This window comes from Hymenobacter puniceus (assembly GCF_014333525.1).
Lineage (GTDB): Bacteria > Bacteroidota > Bacteroidia > Cytophagales > Hymenobacteraceae > Hymenobacter.
On record NZ_JACSCX010000002.1, the window covers coordinates 213,750 to 231,697 of the forward strand.

At 63.5% G+C, this 17,948-nt stretch carries 8 protein-coding genes; 2 read left to right on the top strand and 6 right to left on the bottom strand.

The window, feature by feature from the left end; translation table 11 throughout:
* Nucleotides 1-25 precede the first annotated feature (25 nt).
* From H8B14_RS06035 to pbpC, 6 genes are all read right to left on the bottom strand, one after another.
* The gene (locus tag H8B14_RS06035) at nt 26-3,100 is read right to left on the bottom strand and encodes a DUF6493 family protein (RefSeq protein WP_187314724.1); all 3,075 of its coding nucleotides are present in this window, start codon (nt 3,098-3,100) and stop codon (nt 26-28) included.
* 57 nt (nt 3,101-3,157) lie between these two features.
* Nucleotides 3,158-4,507 carry an SWIM zinc finger family protein gene (locus H8B14_RS06040; RefSeq protein WP_187314725.1) on the bottom strand — a complete coding sequence of 450 codons (1,350 nt, stop codon included), beginning with the start codon at nt 4,505-4,507 and terminating at the stop codon, nt 3,158-3,160.
* 375 nt (nt 4,508-4,882) lie between these two features.
* Nucleotides 4,883-8,110 (bottom strand): efflux RND transporter permease subunit, encoded by a 3,228-nt coding sequence (locus tag H8B14_RS06045; RefSeq protein WP_187314726.1) that lies wholly within the window; start codon nt 8,108-8,110, stop codon nt 4,883-4,885.
* Between the two features lie 201 nt (nt 8,111-8,311).
* Nucleotides 8,312-9,466, bottom strand: a complete 1,155-nt coding sequence (locus H8B14_RS06050) for an efflux RND transporter periplasmic adaptor subunit (protein ID WP_187314727.1) — start codon at nt 9,464-9,466, stop codon at nt 8,312-8,314.
* Nucleotides 9,467-9,705: 239 nt separating this feature from the next.
* Complete coding sequence (locus H8B14_RS06055; RefSeq protein ID WP_187314728.1) at nt 9,706-11,064, bottom strand: TolC family protein; 1,359 nt, start codon at nt 11,062-11,064, stop codon at nt 9,706-9,708.
* A gap of 370 nt (nt 11,065-11,434) precedes the next feature.
* Nucleotides 11,435-13,843: a penicillin-binding protein 1C gene (gene pbpC, locus H8B14_RS06060; RefSeq protein ID WP_187314729.1), complete on the bottom strand. Its 2,409-nt coding sequence runs from the start codon at nt 13,841-13,843 to the stop codon at nt 11,435-11,437.
* 540 nt (nt 13,844-14,383) lie between these two features.
* Between pbpC and H8B14_RS06065 the strand changes: the two genes are divergently transcribed.
* Together H8B14_RS06065 and H8B14_RS06070 are read left to right on the top strand one after the other, a co-directional pair.
* Nucleotides 14,384-17,134, top strand: coding sequence for a S8/S53 family peptidase (locus H8B14_RS06065; protein ID WP_187314730.1), 2,751 nt, complete (start codon nt 14,384-14,386; stop codon nt 17,132-17,134).
* Nucleotides 17,135-17,350: 216 nt separating this feature from the next.
* Complete coding sequence (locus H8B14_RS06070; protein ID WP_187314731.1) at nt 17,351-17,941, top strand: Uma2 family endonuclease; 591 nt, start codon at nt 17,351-17,353, stop codon at nt 17,939-17,941.
* Nucleotides 17,942-17,948: the final 7 nt, after the last annotated feature.

The following is a 17,948-nucleotide window of genomic DNA, read 5'->3' on the forward strand; positions in this document are numbered from 1 at the left end:
CAGATACGCGCCGTCAACGCATAAGTTAGGCGCTCAGCAGAGTAGCCGTGGCTTTTTTCAGGGTGCCGGAATTGCTCCAGGCGCATAGCTTCTGCTGCACCTCTTCCGGTACTGCCTGCCGGCTGCGGCCCTGCACGTCGGCGTAGGCCTCGATTAGCTTGCGGGTGTTGCGCAGGGGAGCGGCCGGCAGCAGTGGCAACAGGCTATCCAGCAACTGGTGCACAGCATCATCTACCAGCGCACTAATGGCGCGAGCCTGGGTTAGGCCATCGGTGAGGCGCTGCATGGGCACGAACTCTGAGGCCAACAGCTGGCCCAGTACGCTTCCCAGCGCCACCGGCACCAGTCGGCCAGCCCCGATGGCGGCCAGCAGCACTTCCAGGGCTAGTGCCCGGCAGCCCGGCGCGGCGTGGGTCAGGCCCAGTGCCAGCAGCAGCGTGGCGGCCTCCGTGTACGTGGGGCCCGGCTGCAGCAGGCTGTGCAGCAGCACCCGCACGGCGTCCTGCGACGACGTGTCTTTGCCCGCGGTGCGGCAGCCGATGCGGATCAGGTGCCAGTACAGCGGATCGGGGTGGTTGGGCAGCAGCGTGAGCAGAAAGGGCAGGTCGGCGGCCGTAGCCCACAACGAATAGTGGTTGCGGGCCGCCACGCTGGCGTGCAGCGAATACAGCAGCAGGTTGGAGGGCAGTGGCTGCCTGGGCTCCGCTGTGTCCAGCACCAACTCCTGCCAGTGCTCCGTGACTTCAGGCTTGGCCTTGTTCCAGAGCTGTTTGTAGGTGTGCGAGTTCTGCTCAATCTTCCAGGTAGGCCGCCAGGGAGTGCCGAGGCCGGGATGCTGAGCGTAGGGCTGCAGGGCCGGCAGTGTGGCGTGGGGCTGACGAGTGCGGGCCGCCACGGCCCACAGCCAAGGTAGCTCGGTAGTACAGTTCGGACTACTGGCCGGTGGAATAGTGCTGCGCAGAAACGGGATGAGCTGGGCCAGACGACCGGAAAACCGGCGCTGCGGCGGCTTCGGTACGGTAGCCGGCAACGCTACCTCCGCTGCGGGAGGACCCAGAAACGAAGTCAGCAGCTGGCACAGGTCGGAGTTTTGGAATAGGGGCAGCAGGCGGCGGGCCGCGGCTACGTCGGCGGGGGCGGCTACGGCGGTGCGGGCCAGTGCTAGACACAGGTCGGCGGAATTGGGCTCCTGGCCGGCAGCCTCATAGTCCAGCAGCTTTTGCACCAGCGCGGAGGGTGCCACCCAGTGCGGCGCGTGGGTGGGGGTGCTGAGCAGCGGCAAGGGCGCGGCAAAAGCCCACAGCGCTTCTTCCACGGCGGCCAGGCGCTGCTGCTCCACGCGCAGTAACGGGTCGGGGTGGTGGTACTGGGCGGAGCTCAAGGACACCTGCGGCACTTTCAGGTGCGGAAACCCCAGGTACCAGCTCATAAGCAGGGCCAGCAGCAGCTCCTGCTGCCCGTTGTGGTTGCCGAAGGAAAACGAAAGCAGCGCCGCCCGCGTCTCGTCCTCCGACTTGCCCTGCAGCACCCAGGGCAGCGCCTGCACCAGATAGGGGTGCAGCTGCCGGGCATAGTCGGCTGGAAACTGGCCGCGCAGGCGCAGCAGGCCATCCAGCCAGCGCTCCACGTCGGCCGGTTGGCGCTGCTGCACCACCTGTCCGGTCAGGAACAGCAAGTCGTGCCAGTCGCGCACCGGCGCAATAGCCGTGGCCGCTGAAATATCGGGTACGAAGCCGTTTTGCGGCACGTAGGAAACAGCCGCGCTGGAAGACGAATCATCGTCTTCCAGCGGCAGGTAGGGGGAGAGCAGGAGGCGGGCAGCTGGGGCCAGCAGGTCGGCGTAGAGGCAGAGGCCAGCTATGGTGTCGGCGGCTTCGGTGGCCGTGAGCAGGGGTTTGACGGCACTGAGCAGCGTTTTCAGCAGCTTGGCGGCGCGCTCCTGAATGGCTGCATCGGCGTGGGCGAGGGCCGTGGAAGCCAGCGCCGCCAGGGCAGGAGCCACCGCGGCGTCGCGCTTCAGCAGCTTTTCCAGCCCAGCGAACAGGGCGCGGATACCGGTTTTTATATCCTGGCGGGTGAGCAGACTTTCGGCGTAAAGCAGCGGCGGAGTAGGCGCGAAGTCAGGATGGGCCCAGAGGTCCTTGAGCTGGTTGAGCGCGAAGTTGACAACCAGCGGCAGCGGGTGGGCCAGCAGGTCTACCAAGTCGGTCTGGTGAGCCAGCCGCTCCGCCAGCGTTGGGTTCAGGCCCAGAAACAGGTTTTTAAACCATGTCAGGAGCGGGCGGCGGAAGTCGCGGCGCAGCGCCAGCAGACAGCGGCTGAGCAGGTCGGCGCGCTGCAGGTGGCCGGTGCGCTCCAGCTCCAGCAGCACGTCCAGCCAGGTTACAATCTGGCGCGGGTGCCGCGTTTCCCAGTGCTGCCAGGCGTATTGGCTGAGCGCGTTTAGCTGGTCTTTCGGGGTCATGGGCGGCTGCACGTGGCCCTGATGGCCGTCGGCGGCGGTGTCGTAGTCGAACAGCAGCGGCAGGTCGCGGGCCAGCAGCACAGGGTCGGCGGCCATGCGGGCCGCCGTGGCGGCGGTAGCGTTGGCCGGCACCAGCGTGAGGCGGCTTAGCTCTGTGCCCAGCTCCGAAACCAGCCCTGGCAGCGCGTGCGCAAACAGGCGGGGCTGGTGGGTTAGCAACTGCCGGCTTTCCAGCTCCCGCAGCAGCGCGTACGACGGCCGGTCCCAGCTGTTGCGGTCGGCCCGCAGGGCGTAAAAGTCGGCCAGCCAATCGGGGCGGGTGTGCTCCAATACGGCCCAGAAATGGGGCATGTCCTGCGCCTGCAGCTCCCAGATGCGGAAGCTGGCACTCAGGGCCTCCTTGCGGGAGTAGGTGCGCAGGCCGGCCAGCAAGAGCATCAGCAGCTGCTCCGGCGTGCTGGTCCGGCCCCAGCTGCCGCCGCCCAGGTCGCGAAACTGCTCCAGCTCCCGCTGCAGCTGCCGGGTTTTCTTCCGGACTGCCACTACTTCATTTTTGGGCAGCTGTAGCAGAAAAGGCACCAACTGCGCCGGTTTCTGGCGGCGAATAATGTGCTCGAAAGTTTCGATGGTGGTCATAGCCGGAGAAAGAATAACGGAGGGTAGAAAATGGATAAAGGCTGAATTCAATGGCCGCTAGCTCTGCACGAAGCGCAGCTGGGCGGCCAGTACGTGCTTGCAGGGGCCGCGCTGGCCCTGATGGCCACTGTACCAGGGGCAGGTGCAGCGGGCCGGCTCGGGGCCGCCCACCAGCACCGTGTACCACACGCCGGTACCGCGCACCCGGGCCTCTGTGCGGCCCTCGGGGCCGATGCTTACCAGCTGCACGTCGTCGGCGGCTGAGAGCAGGGCACGGGCGTTTTTCAGGCGTGGGTTTAGGCTGAGGATGCGCTGGGTTTTGAAGGGCAGGCGGCGGTAGAAATACTGGTTTTCGAGCAGGTCGAAGCCCAGCAGGCCCATGGCCGAGAGGCTGGCACAAAGGCGGTCCACGGTGTCGGGGGCGAGGCCGTGCTTCAGGGCAAACAGGGTGGGGTTGAAGGTTTCGTTGCCCCGAAACAGAGCGTTGGCCCCGGCCACCCACTCGGCGGACAGCTCCTCGGCCAGGGTTTCCAGCTGGTTGCCCTCACCCGAAAACCCGCGCCACGCATCCGCCGACAACGCCAGCACAAACTGCTGCCCGCCGCCCAACTCCAGCACGAAGGCGGCCGCCTGCCCGCTGGGCGTGGCGTACACGCGTAGGGCCTCGCACAGCGGCAGCAGACCTTCCAGAAGCCGCAGCCGGTGCACGCCGCCCACCCGCACCGCGCCGGGGCTGGCCACGGCCGCAAAGCTGGGCCGGGGGCCGCGCAGTACCAGAAAAAAATCGGTGCGGGCGGTGCCAGCGGGCAGGCTCTGCACCAGCTGCACGGCCTGCAGGCGGGTGAGACGCAGCTTTTCCTCCATCTGGGCCAGGTAGCCCTGCACGGTGGTCAGGCCCTTGATCCAGCGTTCCGGCAGCGCCACTTTGCGCTCGGTCACGCGCCCTGCGGCCCGCTCCAGCACCACTTCCTGCTCGCCCACCGACAGCAGCACCGGCTCGGTGCGCGAAATGCGGGCCAGCGCATTTACCATGGGCTCGTTGAAATCGACGTTGGTGGTGCCGCTGCACAGAAACTCGCCGTCCAGCGCCTCGGGGCCCAAATCGAGGCGGGCGTACACACCATTGCACGAGGAAAACGCCTCAAATCGCAGCCGCCCGGCCCCGGCCGTCACAATTGGGTCGCGCAGCACGGCGCTCTGGGGCACGAAGCGGGCGGCCACCACTTTGGCCAGGGTGCTCAGGCCCCGCGCCGCCAGCCAGGAGTCGCGCAAACGGCCGCGGAAAAAGCAGGCCGTACCGGCTGCATCAGCAGCGTTTTCCGCAAAGGCCGACAACAGCAGCGCCTGGCCCTCGGGTCCCGTTTCCAGCGCCGACGGCCGGGCGTAGGCATAAGCAAAATCAGTCATAGCAATGGCAGTTGATTACGATGCCAAGTAAGCGAATGATTTTGGCAAATGCTAATTATATTAGTAGAAAATTAGTGATGTATTAGAGGCGTATGGCTAAATAATTTAGTTGGATGTTATGTGCGGTGAAGCAGGTTTTAATGCCTGTAGAGACGCATATTTGCGTCTTGTCGTTGCTGAGGTCGTTTATATGGATGGTTAGTAGTCATCCAATAACAAGACGCTTCTATATGTGTCGGATTTGCTAAATATGATGGGGTTGCATGGTGCCGGGTCGTTCAACGACGAGACGCGAGTACGCGTCTCTACACCGGGCACGAAAAAGCCCCGGCAGCGGGGACTGTCGGGGCTTTTTCGGTTTACAGATAATCTAGATTACGCCGGTTGTGGGGCGGCCGAATGGTCGCCTTCGCCGGGGCCGGCTTCTTTGGGGCCGCCGTGCTCTTCGTCGGGTTTGTAGTTGGCTTCCAGCTCGGCCAGCTTCTCCTTGCCGTAGGCGAAGCGGGTGATGAGCACGTAGAGCACCGGCACGATGAAGATGGCCAGCAGCGTGGCCGAAATCATGCCGCCGAGTACCGTCCAGCCGATGGTCTGGCGGCTCTGGGCGCCGGCACCGGAGGCGAATACCAGCGGCAGCACGCCCAGAATAAAGGCAAGGGAGGTCATGATGATGGGGCGCAGGCGCAGGCGCACGGCTTCCAGCGTGGCATCTACCAGCGGCATGCCTTTATCCACCCGCTCCTTGGCAAACTCGATAATCAGAATGGCGTTCTTGGCCGACAAACCGATCAGCGTAATCAGGCCAATCTGGGCGTAGACATTGTTGGTGAGCTTGGGCAGGAAAATCAGGGCCAGGATGGCCCCGAACGCGCCCAGCGGCACGGCCAGCAGCACCGAAAACGGCACCGACCAGCTTTCATACAAGGCCGCCAGGAACAGGAATACAAACGTGAGCGACAGGGCGAAGATGTACACCGTCTGCCCGCCGGCCAGCTGCTCCTCGCGGGTCAGGCCCGAAAACTCGAAGCCGTAGCCGGCCGGCAACGACTGGGCCGCCGTTTCCTGCAGGGCCTTGATGGCGTCGCCGGAGGAGTAGCCGGGGGCGGCGTTGCCGTTGATTTCGGCCGAGCGGAACAGGTTGTAGTGCGAGATGAGCGGGGCCGACTCGTTGCGCTTGTAGCTGGTGAGCGTGCTCAGGGGCACCATGCCGCCGCTGCTGTTGCGCACGTAGTACTGGCCCAGGTTGCTGATGTCGCCGCGGTACATGCTGTCGGCCTGGGTGACTACGCGGAAGTTGCGGCCGTACACCGTGAAGTCGTTCACGTAGGCCGAGCCCAGGTAGGTGCGCAGCGCGGTACCGATGTCGGAGATGGACACGCCCAGCTTTTTGGCTTTTTCGCGGTCAATGGTCAGCTCGTAGCCGGGGGTGTTGGCGGTGAAGAACGAGAAGGCCCCGGTGATTTCGGGCCGCTTGCGCAGCGCGCCGAGGAAGTTTTGCAGTTGCGCATCGAAGTTCTTGATGTCGCCGCCCGCCTCGCGCTCCTGAAGCACGAACGAGAAGCCGCCGGTGTTGCCCAGGCCCGGAATAGCCGGGGGCGAAATCACCACCACGTTGGCTTCCTTGAAGCGGCTCATCCGCTTCTGGATGGTGGCAATCAGGCCCTGCAATTGCAGCTCCTTGTCCTCGCGCTCTTCCCAGGGCTGCAGCTGGCAAAACACAGTGCCGCTGTTCGATTTCGAGGAGAAGTTGACGGCGTTCAGGCCGCCCAGGCCGGCGTAGTGCCGAATGCCCTTCACTTCGCTCAACTCCTTCATAATGCCCTTGAGCGTGCTCACGGTGCGCTCGGTAGAGGATGCTTCGGGCAGGTTGAAGGTGATGATGATGCGGCCTTCGTCCTCGGTGGGGATGAAGCCGCCGGGCTTCTTGGCGAACAGCAAACCGGTGCCCGCAATGATGCAGACCAGAATGACCACCACGAAGCGGCTGTGCTTGATGCCGCGCTGCACGCCCCGGCCGTATTTACCGGTCACCTTATCGAACCAGGTATTGAACTTGTAGAAGAGCTTGTCGAGGCCTTTCGAGTTTTCGTCGCGCTTGTGGGGCTTGAGCAGCAGCACGCACAGGGCCGGCGTGAGCGAGAGGGCCACGAAAGCCGAGATAATCACGGAAATGGCAATGGTGATGGCGAACTGCTGGTACAAGCGGCCCGTGATGCCCGGAATGAAGCCCACCGGCACGAACACCGCCGCCAGAATCAGGGCAATGGCAATAACCGGGGCCGAAATTTCGCGCATGGCGGCCAGCGTGGCATCCAGGGGGCTCATGCCCCGCTCGTTCATGTTGTGCTCCACGGCCTCCACCACCACGATGGCGTCATCCACCACAATGCCAATGGCCAGCACGAAGCCGAACATGGTGAGCGTGTTGATGGTGAAGCCCAGCGGGATAAACATAATGAACGTGCCGATGATGGACACCGGAATGGCCAGCACCGGAATAAGCGTGGAGCGCCAGCTCTGCAGGAACAGGAACACCACGATAATCACCAGCACCAGGGCTTCCACCAGCGTGTGCAGCACTTCCTCGATGGACACTTTCACTACTGAGGCGGCTTCAAATGGCACCACGTAGTCGAGGTCGGCGGGGAACTGCTTTTTGAGCTGGTCCATGGTCGCCACCACGTTTTCGTAGGTTTCGAGGGCGTTGGCGCCGGGGGCCTGGTACACGAGCAGGTAGGCCGAGCGTTTGCCGTCCACGAAGGAGTTGTTGGCGTAGTTGAACTTGCCCAGCTCCAGCCGCGCCACGTCCTTGAGGTACACCACCGAGCCGTCGTCGGGGCGGGTTTTCACGATGACGTTGCCGAATTCCTCGGTGTTGGTCAGGCGGCCTTTCACGAACACGTTGTACTCAAACGTCTGGCCCGTCTGGGCCGGGGGCGCGCCGATGGAGCCGGCGGCAATCTGGGCGTTCTGCTCCTGAATAGCGGCCGTGACTTCCTGGGCCGTGACGCCGAGTTGGCTGAGCTTGTCCGGCTTGAGCCACACGCGCATCGAGAAGTCGTCGGCGCGGCTCACGATGTCGCCCACGCCCTTGGTGCGCAGCAACGCGTCCTTCACGAACACGTTGGCGTAGTTGTCGAGGAAGGTGGTGTTGTGGGTGCCTTTGGGGGCGTACATGGCCACCAGCATCAGAATGCTGGGGTTCCGCTTACGCACTACCAGGCCCAGGCGCTGCACTTCCTGCGGCAGGGTGGGCTGGGCAATGCCCACGCGGTTCTGCACGTCGAGGGCGGCAATGTTGATGTCGGTGCCGACTTCGAAGTTCACCGTCATGCTCATCTGCCCGTTGCTGGTGCTGTTGCTTTGCAGGTAGGTCATGCCGGGTGTGCCGTTCACCTGCACTTCCACGGGCGTGGCCACGGTCTGCTCCACGGTCTGGGCGTCGGCGCCGGTGTAGGTGCCGCTCACCGATACGGTGGGCGGCGTAATCTCCGGATACTGCCCCACGGGCAAATTCAGGATGGCCAGCACGCCCACCAGCACAATCACCAGGGAGGTGACAATGGCCGTGACGGGACGCCGGATAAAGGTTTCTGCAATCATAGCGGTGAATCTTGGGGCGAGTGCGCCGAATGGACGAGAGCTAGAAACTAGCTCCCCTCCTTGGAAAGGAGGGGCTGGGGGTGGTAGACACCGCCAGAACGAAGGATAGAACTAGAAGCTAGTTTTTAAAGGCTGTTCAACGATTGTCAACCACCCCCAGCCCCTCCTTTCCAAGGAGGGGAGCTAGTTTCTAGTGTGTGCTTACTTGGCGGCGGCGGCAGGAGCGGCGGTACCGGCCGTAGCGGGGGCGCCGGTGGTAATCTGGCCGCCGTCGCGGAGGCGGTTGAGGCCTTCGGTGACTACTTTGTCGCCTTCCTTGATACCGTTCATGATGACGATTTGGTCGCGGAGGCGGGGGCCGAGCTGCACTTTGCGCTGCACGGCCTTGCTGCTGTCGCCGGCGATGAACACGAAGTTCTCGCCCATCTGCTCCACCACGGCCTTAAACGGCACCACCAGCCGGCGGCCCGACTGCCGGTTGAGCACGTTGAGCACAGTGCTCATGCCGTCTTTCAGCTCGCGCTTGGGGTTGGCAAACTGCACCCGAATCTGCACGGTGGCCGTCTGCTGGTTTACGCCCCGGTCGATGGCCAGCATCTTGCCGGGCTGGGCGTAGCGCGTGCCGTCGGGTAGCACGAGGCGGAAAGTGGAATCCTGGCGGCCGCCACCCTGGCGCTGCAAATCGGCAAAGCGGCTCAGGTCGGTGTCCGGAATCACGAAGTCCACGCCCATTGGGTCCTCGGCGCTGATGGTGTTGAGCAGGGTGGTGCCGGGGCTCACCTGCGCCCCCAGCCGCACCTGCGAAATGCCGATGCGGCCCGTAAACGGCGCGTTAATCACCGAGTAATCGAGGTCGGTGCGGGCCAGGGCCACGTTGGCCTGGGCCTCGGCCACTTGGGCCTGGGCGGTGGAGTAGCTGGTGGCGGCGTTGTCGACGATCTGCTTGGCAATGGCGTCCTGCTGGGCCAGCCGCTGGTAGCGGTTCAGGTTCACCTGGGCGTTCTGCACCACGGCCTGGGCGCTGCGCAGGCCGGCCAGGGCCTGCTGGTAGGCGGCCTGGTACTTGCGGCGGTCAATCTCATAGAGCGGCTTGCCCTTCTGCACCAGGTCGCCATCCTTGAAGTAGATCTGAGTGATGAATCCGGCCACCTGGCTGCGCAGCTCCACGTTGTTGAGGGCTACCACGGTGGCCGGGTACTCGTCGTAATACACGGCGTCGGTGGTGCGGGCAGCAACCAGCGTCACGGGCGTAGCCGGCGGCGGCCCGGCGGCTTTTTCATCTTCTTTCTGGCCGCAGCTGGCCAACGCCAACAGGCTGGCGGCAAAGGTGAGGGGGCGGAGGAGGGTATGGTTCATATCGGAAAGCAGGAGCGGCAGAAGGAGGGTGATTGAGGCGGCGGGTGGCGCGGGCGGCGCGGGTTGAAACCCTGGGCTATGGAGGGGGCGTCTGGATGTTTCAGAGCGTCATGCTGAGCGAAGCGGAGCGTAGTCGAAGCATCTCTACTTCTGACTAATCAAGAGCCTTACAATGAAGCGGTAGAGATGCTTCGACTACGCTCCGCTTCGCTCAGCATGACGGGGTGAAAAACGGATAATTAATACTCCGTCGGCAGCTCGCCGAGGGCGTGGAGTAGATCCACTTTGCTGCTCAGGAGCTGGAACAGGGCGGTGTAGTAGTTGAGTTGGGAGGTGCGCAGGGTGGTCTGGGCCACAATCAGGTCGATGTAGGCCCGGATGCCTTCCCGGTACTGCAGGTTGATGACGTTGTACACTTCCCTGGAGGCTTCCAGATTGCGCTTGCCCAGCATGTACTGGGTGTAGTAGCCCTTGTAGTTGGCCAGCGCGGTGGCGTACTCGGTGTTAATCTGGTTGCGGGTGTTGCTCACGTCCTCGTCGAGGCGAGTGTTGAGCAGGCGGGCGCGGCGCACGTTCTGCAACCGCCGGAAGCCGGTGAAAATGGGCAGGCCGAGCTGCAAACCGGCGTAGGAGTTCGGGAAACGGGTGCGGTACAACTCGCTGGCTGAGTTGTTCTGAAATACCGAGTTGTAGTTGGCAAACGCCGACAGCGAGGGTAAAAACCCGAAGCGGTAGTAGTCCACCGTCAGGTCCTGCAAGGACCGTTGCGTCTGTAGCTGCTGAATTTCGATACGGTTGCTAATATTCAGGGCCACGGCTGTGTCCATGGTGGCATCCAGTTCCAGCTTTAGCGTGTCGTATTGCAGGGCCAACGGACGTTCCGGCGGCAGGCCCATCAGCTGCTTGAGGTAAGCCAGCCGCGCCTTAATGGCTTCCTGCGACTGTTTGCGGCCGGCCAGGGAGTTGTTGAGCGAAATTTCGGCCTGTAGGTACTCCGTTTTGTCGGCAATACCGGTTTCGTAGCGGGCGCGGGCGTCGCGGTAGTTGCGCTGGAGGCGGGCAATGTCTTGGCTGAACACCTCCAGCTGGCGCTGGGCCAGCAGCACGTCGTAGAAGCCCTTGCTCACGTCCGAAACCGTGGCAATCCGCACGTTCGTCGTATTCTGCGTGGCCGCCTGATTGTTGAACCGCTTGCTGCGGGCGGCAAGCAGCACGTCGTTATTATAGATGGTCTGCGTGCCGCTCAGACCCACAGTAGTCACGTTGCGCACCCCAATCTGGCGGGGCGTGAGCGTACCGGTAGCGGGGTCGGGGAAGATGGTGAAGGGCAGCTGGAAATAGTGCTGCGCCGTGCCTTGCAAGCCCACCTGCGGTAGCCAGCCGGCCAGAGCAATCTGGTTTTCCGCGCGGGTAATTTCCTGATCTACGCGGGCCTGCCGCAGCAGGGGCTGGTTTACTAAAGCCACGTTCAGGCACTGCGCAAGAGTGAGTTCCTGATTAGGTGGCAGGGAAGGGGTGGCCGTCTGAGCCACGCCAACGCTGGGAGCAAGCCATAGAAAGCCTAGCAGAAGCCGGAGCGTCTGATGTACGTATTTCATAGGAAAGGGAAAGCAGTTACTCCGATACGTAACTGGACAGTTCAGGGCTGGGTGACCCAATAAGAGCGGACAGAGCGGCTGCCTCGATGGACGCATGTAACCAAGGGAGGCTGCACGAAGAGCGGCGGCCGAAGTCGGCGGGCGGGCCAAAGCACGCGGGCCGGGCTTCGGGTAGTGGCAGGACGGAAGCTGGTTAAACTAGCCGGCCGCCGAAATGTTTTACGGAGTTTACCACTGGATGCCTGCGGTGTGGCTCAGCTTATGGCCTATACGGACGTCCGCGCAGTAGCGCGAACTGTGTAGTTCGCGCCCCGGAACGACAACGGTTTGAACGGCGCGGGGACGCGAACTACACAGTTCGCGCTACTGCTTACTCCAGTTCCGTCACCGTTACCAGCACGTCGGTGTTGCGGCCGTGGTCGTCGGCACAGGAGATTTTCAGGGGGCCGGGCCGGGGCCGGAAAAATACCCGTTCGGTGGCTTTGGCGGAGCGCAGAAACTGGTCGTTGACGTACCAGTGCACCTGCCGCACCTCGCTGTCGGTGGTGCAGCTGAGCAGGAGCTGTTGCTGCTCGCGGGCGTTGAGCACGTACTCGGTGTTGGCGGTGGGCGAGGTGATGGTGGGCGCCTGCTCCGGGCCGCCGCGCACCAGTTGGCACTGCGGGTTGTGGGGCGGCAGGCGGCGGTACGGCAGCCCCTGCGCTTCCTTGTAGGCCGCCACCTCAGGCAGCAGATTCGGGTACAACTCGCGCCGGTAGCCAGCCGCCGGCGCGCAGGCCCGGCAGTAGGTGAAGCTGCCCTCCGCTGACACCAGCACCTCGCGCTGATGCTGGCAGCGCTGCCCATTGCTCACGCCGGGCAGAAAGTAGTCGATGAGCTGATTAGGGCAGTTTTCGCCCGGCACCAAGCCGCTTTCGGCGCACACCAGCCGGAAGTCCAGCGCGGCCGGGGGCGCAAACCAGTCGTTGGGCGAGTTGTAGGCCAGCGTGTTGAACAGGTCGAAGAGCAAAGGCGTGGCCACGTCGGCCCCCGTCAGGGCCGGGCTGCCCTGGCCGCTGAAGTTGCCCAGCCACACGCCAATCGTAAACTCCTTGTTATAACCGATGCTCCAGGCGTCGCGGCGGCCGTAGCTGGTGCCGGTTTTCCAAGCCACTTTGGGCAGCCGCATACTGCTGGCGGCTCCTAACGGCAAATCGGGGCGGGTCAGCTGGCTGAGGATGTCGGTGGTGAGGAAGGCAGCCGCGGGGGAAATGAGCGGGACGCCGGCCTGCCAGGTCGCCTCACCCCCCCGGCCCCCCTCTCCGAAAAAGGAGAGGGAGGAGCCTGCCGACTTTTTAGCGCTAGAGTTAGAGCCCCTCTCCTTTTCGGAGAGGGGTTGGGGTGAGGCGACTAGGGCTAGTCCCCGGTACTGCCCCCCATTCGCCAGCGTCACGTACAGGCCCGTCAATTCCTCCAGGCTGGCGCCGCAGCCACCCAGAATACTGCTGAGGCCCAGCTGGCTGCGGTTACGCTTCACGTTCTGGAAACCGGCCTGCTGGAGCTTTTCGGTGAAGGCGGGCACGCCGAGCTGGTTGAGCAAGCGCACGGCTGGGATGTTGAGCGAATAAGCCAGCGCCCGCTCCAGCGTCACCTCGCCGTGGCAGCGCTTGTCGAAGTTCTCGGGCCGGTAGCCCTGGAAGTTGGTGGGCACGTCGGGGAGCAGCTGCTTGGGCGTGACGAGGCCCCGGTCCAGGGCCAGGGCGTACAGAAACGGCTTGAGCGTGCTGCCCGGCGAGCGAACCGCCACCACGCCGTCGTTCTGCCCCTGGCTGGCGAAGTCGCGAAAATCGGCCGAGCCCACGTAGGCTTCCACCTGCCGGGTACGGTTATTCACCACCAGCACGGCCGCCTGCGAAATGCCCAGCTCGTGGAGGCGGCGCACATAGCCCCGCGTCAGGTCTTCGGCCTTGCTTTGCTTGGCGCGCTGCAAACTGCTGCGGATAATGGCCTGCCGCGGAAACTGCCGCACCAGCCGCCGCGCCAGGTGCGGGGCCAGGGTGGGCGCGGGGTGGCGCTGCACGTCCAGCGGCTCCAGCAGCGCATCGGCCACGTCCTGAGCCGGGAACAGCCCTGCCGCCCCGAAACGCCGCAGCCAGCGGTTGCGCTCCTGCAGCACGGCGGCGTTGTTCTTGCCCAGCACCAGCCCGCGCGGGCGGTTCGGAATGATGGCCAGCGTCACGGTTTGGGCCAGCGAAAGGTAGTCGGGCGTTTGCTGGAAATACAGCAGCGCCGCCGACTTCACGCCTTCCACGTTGCCGCCGTAGGGCACCAGGTTCAGGTAGAGCTGCAGGATTTCGTCTTTGCTGTAGTGCGCTTCCAGCTGCGTGGCCCGGGCCATTTCCAGCAGCTTGTTCGGGAAAGTACGCTCCTTGGGTTCCAGCAGCCGCGCCACCTGCATCGTAATCGTGCTGGCCCCGGTGGTGCGGCCCGTGCCCAGCGCATTGCGCCCGGCGGCCTGCACCAGCGCCAGCGGGTTCACCCCGTAGTGCCACCGAAACCACCGGTCTTCCTTCTCGATGATGGCCTTGCGCAGCACCGGCGTGATTTCGCGCAGCTCGGTTTTCATCCGCCACTTCTGGGTGGGGTTGAGGTAAGCGTGCAGCACCGAACCGTCCTGTGCCAGTACGATGGGCGAGTACAGCGGCGCGGGCGGCAGTGGAAACAGCCAATCCAGCCCCAGCAGCGCCGCCACCAGCAGGCCTAGTGTTCCTCCCACCCGAAAAGCAGCGCGCCGTTTCATCCGTCAAATATACTGGCTGCCTGCCTGCACGTGTCAGGCCCGCGCCCAGCTTCAGGCCGCTGCGGCGGAGGGCCTGAAGCTGGGCGTGGGCCTGTATCGGTTGCGTGAAGCGTGGCTGGAATGCCCGTGGCAGTGCCGGCCGGTTTTGCCGTTGAGCTTGCCCTCGGCTTGCTGGCACCAGCGTCCAAATCGGGTGGAGCTGCCGGGCAAATAGTCGGATTATTTGGTTGTAAAAGACTGAATTGCTGGAAATGGGATACGTGTAAAAACGGATGATATGCGGGATTTATAACAGTAAACAAGCCTGATGCAGTAAGTATTTGTAACAAAAGGAACCTTTTTATGAAAATATTTTACTGGCCCTGAATCCGAAACTAATGGGTTGACCGTAGCTATTCCGCGACCGGCAGCAGCCCTCCTCCGGTACCGGCTTGCGGGTAGCCCACGCACAAGGCGCGGCGCCTGGCAAGCCAGCCCCAGAGGACAACGCTCAAGGCCCAACATCCACCATCAATCCACCTTCCTATTCCAAAACACTACATGAAAAGTAAACTTTTCGCAACCCTTGTGTTGGTAGGCTTTAAGGCCAGCGTTTCCTTCGGCCAGGCAACTGTTGATCCGGCGCTGCGTGCGGCGTTGGCGTCCAGCCCCACGGCGCAGGTGATTGTTACGTTTAAGGGCAGCAGCGCCCCGGGCCTCACGCAGCTGGGCTTGCTGCAGCGGCTGGGCATCACGCAGGGCGTTACCATGCGGGCTTTGCCGGTAGCAGGCGTTGTGGCCACGGCCGCCCAGGTGAATGCCCTGGCTCAGAACCCGGAGGTTCGCTCGCTCTACATCAACAAAAAGCTCGACTACTACAACTTCGAAGACACTCACCTGACGGGCGTGAAGCGCCTGCGCACCGACCAGCAGATGACGGCCCGCAACGGCGGGTTGCCGGTATCGGGCAAGGGTGTGGGCGTACTCATCAACGACAGCGGCGTGGATGGCACCCACGAGGACATCAAGTTTGGCTCGCACCTGGTGCAGAACACGCTGGGCTCCACCAACCTGAATTCCCTGAGCGCCCTGCTGCCCGTAACCTGGGTGGAAGGCGTGCCCAACACGGATACCAACTCCGGCCACGGCACGCACTGTGCCGGCACGGTGGGCGGCAACGGCGCCCGCTCGGGCGGTAAATACGAGGGCGTAGCTCCTGGCGCCTCGCTGCTGGGCTACGGCTCGGGTGGCGCGCTGCTGGTACTCGATGCCATCGGCGGATTCGACTACGCCCTTACGCACCAGTTTCAGTACAACATCCGCGTCATCAGCAACTCGTTTGGCAGCAGCGGCGACTTCGAGCCCAATGACCCGCTGAACGTGGCTACCAAAAAGTGCTACGACCGTGGCATGGTGGTGGTGTTTGCGGCCGGCAACGAAGGCCCCGGCGCCGACACGCACAACCCCTACGCCATTGCGCCCTGGACCATTTCGGTGGGCGCCGGCGACCGGCACGGCCTGCTGGCCGACTTCTCCTCGCGCGGGGTGCGTGGCGAGCAGGGCACGTTTGTGATGGACGGCGAAACCTGGACCTTCAAGAACGAGCCCGTAATTGTGGCGCCCGGCGTAGATGTGGTGTCCACCCGTGCTATTGCCCCGGTGTCGTCTCTGGGAGCCCAGCAGGATGCCGAAGTGCTGCAGCCCGGCGAGGTGCCATTTTACACGCACAGCAGCGGCACGTCTATGGCTACGCCGCACGTGGCGGGCGTGGTGGCGCTGCTGCTGGAAGCCAAGCCTTCGCTGAGCCCGGCGCAGGTGAAAGAGGTACTGCAGAAAACGGCCACCAACATGCCCGGGCGCGACTCCTGGGAGGTAGGTGCCGGCTACGTGAATGCCTACGCCGCCGTGGATCAGGCTTTCCGGTCCTCGCTTTTCGGGGCCACAGTGAATTCGCTGCGCCGCTTCAACAGCAGCGTAAACGCGCAAACCACCAACGTGCCGTTTACCATCAACTTCAACCCGGTTGTCACGACGGCCAACAGCATGAGCTTCCCGGTGAGTGCCGGCACCAACAGCCTGGAGGTGAAGATTTCGTCGCGGGGTATCCTGGGTGAAACCGGCAACCTCACCAACCTGGTGCTGCTCGACCCCAACGGCGTGCGCTACAGCTCCGGCACGCCCGTCACGTTTACGCTTTCCACTGACCGCAGCGTGGCCGTGGCCTCGCCTGTGGCCGGCACCTGGAAGGTGCAGGTGGAAGGAGTGCGTGGCGTGGCTGCCCCCGAAACCGTGAGCGGCACCATCTCCCTGCTCACGGCCGCCGGCACCACCAACCTCAACGACATTGTGGGGCATCCGGCTGAGGCAGCCATCAAGATGGCCGTTACCAACCGCCTTGTGGATGGCTTGAGCAACGGCTACCGCCCCGATGCGCCCCTGACGCGCCTGCAACTGGCCGACTACTTGCTGATGGGCCAGGGCATCCGGCAGCTGCTGCCCTTCAGCGGCGCCCGTTCCTTCTCTGATGTGTCCTCAGCTGCGGAAATCCTGATTACGGAATCGGTGGCTGCCCGTGGCGCTGCCCAGCGCGACCGACTGCACCAGAACAGCGGCGTGATGCTGCCCACGGCTACCGGCACGTTCTCGCCCAATGGCCAGGTAAACCGCGCTTCGCTGGCGTATTCGCTGGTGCAGAGCCTTGGCTTCCAGCAGCAGGCCCTGGCCCGCAACAGCCAGCCCCTCACGGTACAGGTAAATGGCCAGAGCATTCCTGTTGATGATGAGGCCAGCATTCCGGCCGGCCTGAAAGGTTACGTGAGCATTGCCCTGAACCTGAACCTGATCAACGCCTACTACACGCTCAAGCAGGGGCCCTACGACCTGCAGCCCACGCTGCACGCCACTTTCAAGCCTAGCCAGAACGTGACCCGGGCTGATTTTGCCGTCATCGTGAGCCGCACCTTCCCGCAGTACGATGCCCTGACCCAGCCTACCGCCGCCCGCTCTTCGGCCGGCACCACCACGGCCACGGCGCTGAGCACGGCCGCCGCTGCGCAGAGTGTGGAGGCTGCTGCCTACCCTAACCCCTTCACCGGCGCTACCACCATCAGCTACTACCTCAACCAGGCCGGCCCGGTGAGCGTGGAAGTGTATAACACGCTGGGCCGCAAAGTGCAGACGCTGGTAGCCGGCGCGGAAGCCGCTGGTGCCCATCAGGTGCAGTTTGATGGCAGCAAGCTGGCGCGCGGTACGTATCTGTTCAAAGTGAAAACCGGCGAAACGGTTTCCACCAAGCGCATGGTGCTGCAGTAGGTCAATGTGTTGATAATCTTGCCACAAATACAAAAGTCAGCTCCAATGGGGCTGACTTTTGTGTTTGTGGCAAGGTTGTATCCTGCTGACGATACGCCGCAAAACAGATCTAAAACGCCGTTTTTTTCTCAAGTGCAGAGGGGCATTGCTGACCGGGGCGCTGGCGTTTCAGTGGCGGGTGCGCCGTATATTCGTAGAGTCCTCACTGCCGTTGCTATGCCCGTAATCACCGATATTTCCCAGCTCGACCTCACCAAAACCTACGCCGACTACCTGACATGGCGGCTGGAAGGGGTAGTGGAGCTGATCAAAGGCAAGGTGCGCCGGATGGGCCCCGCGCCCCGCGTGCGGCATCAGAAGATTTCCTTCAACATCAGCGGGGCTATTTGGAATGCCCTGCGCGGTAAAACCTGCCAGGGCTTTGCTGCGCCGTTTGATGTGCGGCTGCTGAAAGCGTCGCCCAACGGCGACGCGCAGATTACCACCGTGGTGCAGCCCGACCTCTGCATGGTGTGCGACCCGGCTAAGCTCGACGAGTTTGGCTACGTGGGCGCGCCCGATTGGATCGTCGAAATTCTGAGCCCCGGTAACACCGCCCACGACAGCAAAACCAAGTTCGACCTCTATGAGGAAAACGGCGTGCTGGAATACTGGATGGTGGACCCCGGCCAGAAAAACGTCATCGTCTGTAGCCTGCAAAACGACCGGTACGAGCTGCAAGGCGAGTTTTATCAGCCCGGCCCTGTTCCGGTAGCCACCCTGCCCGGCGTGGAGTTGGAGTGGGCGGAGGTGTTTGAGGGGATATAGCCGCAGT